Here is a 1,539-nt window from a genome sequence, read left to right as displayed (position 1 = left end):
GTTGGCTGCTCGTTTGGGTTCTCATGTCGGTGGCGGTTCACGTGCGGCGTTGACTGCGCAGGTGCGTCCGGTTCGGGTTCCGTTGTCGTTGGCGCAGCAACGCATGTGGTTCCTCAACCGATTCGACACCGATTCTGCTGTCAACAATGTCCCTGTTGCCGTTCGGCTCACGGGTGCGCTCGATCTGGCGGCCCTGAATTCGGCAGTTCACGACGTTATCGGCCGTCACGAGGTTCTGCGCACGGTCTACCCCGAGGTCGACGGCGTCGGCTACCAGAAGATCTGCTCGGTAGAAGATGTCTCGATCGATCTCGGCGCAGAACGCGTCACAGACGACCGAATCCAGGCGGAGCTGTATTCGTTCTTCGCCCAGGGTTTCGATGTCACTGTCGAGGTTCCGTTGCGCGCCAAGATTTTTCAGGTCGCCGATGACGACTTCGTGTTGTCGTTCGTGATGCATCACATCTCGACCGACGGCTTCTCGATGGGCCCGCTGACCCGCGACGTCATGACCGCCTACTACGCCCGAACCAACGGCCAGGCTCCGACCTGGACGCCGTTGCCGGTGCAGTACGCCGACTATTCGTTGTGGCAGCGTGAGGTTCTCGGGTCCGAGGACGATCCGCAGTCCATGATCGCGAAGCAGATTGCGTTCTGGTCGGATGCGTTGGCTGATCTTCCGGAGCAGTTGGATCTGCCTGGTGATCGTCCGCGTCCCGAGATTGCTTCAGGGCGCGGCGCCAATCACAGTTTCACCATCGAACCGCAGCTGTGGTCTGAGCTGGACGAACTGGCCAAGGCAACGAACGCAACTCCGTTCATGGTTGTTCACTCGGCTCTGGCGGTGCTGTTGGCACGACTGTCCGCGACGACCGACATTGCGATCGGTGCCCCGATCGCGGGTCGTGGTGAAGCCGAGCTCGATGACGTGATCGGTATGTTCGTCAATACCTTGGTGCTGCGTACCGAGGTTGATCCGTCGATGTCGTTTGCCGAGTTGTTGGCGTCGGCGCGTGAGGTGGATTTGCAGGCGTTCGCGCATGCGGATGTTCCGTTCGAGCGTGTGGTGGAGGTTCTCGATCCGGTTCGTTCGCAGGCTCGTCATCCGTTGTTCCAGGTGGCGTTGACGTTCCAGAACCTTGGACAGAGTGCTCTCGAACTGCCCGGACTCACCGCCGCTGCTGTGGAATTCGACGCAGCACTGGCCAAGTTCGATCTGCAATTCACACTTGAAGACGCCGCTGACGCCGGTATGTCCGGCACCCTGACCTACGCGACGGATCTGTTCGACGCGTCGACAGCGGCCGAGTTCGCTGATCGGTTCGTGTCCGTCCTCCGTGGCGTTGTCGCGAATCCGGCCGCTGCCGTTGGCGACGTGGATGTTATGACCGCCGGTGAGTTGGATCGCGTTCTGTCATGGAGCGACACGGGTGTCGACAGTGGTGTGGATTCGACGTTGTCGGCGTGGTTCGATGATGCTGCTGCGCGGTTTGGTGATCGGGTTGCGGTGCGGTTCGGTGGCGAGTCGTTGTCGTATGG

Annotated in this window: 1 protein-coding gene; it reads left to right on the top strand. The window is 60.8% G+C overall.

Annotated elements, in window-relative coordinates:
• Positions 1-1,539 (top strand): condensation domain-containing protein (locus tag A2J01_RS30410; RefSeq protein WP_231916134.1); only part of this gene is annotated, 1,539 nt, incomplete at both ends.

Origin of the sequence: Rhodococcus sp. EPR-134 (assembly GCF_001647205.1) — a bacterium.
GTDB classification, from domain to species: Bacteria; Actinomycetota; Actinomycetes; order Mycobacteriales; family Mycobacteriaceae; genus Rhodococcus_F; species Rhodococcus_F qingshengii.
The sequence above is the reverse complement of the archived record's forward strand: the minus strand, read 5'-3'. Positions and strand labels throughout refer to the sequence as shown.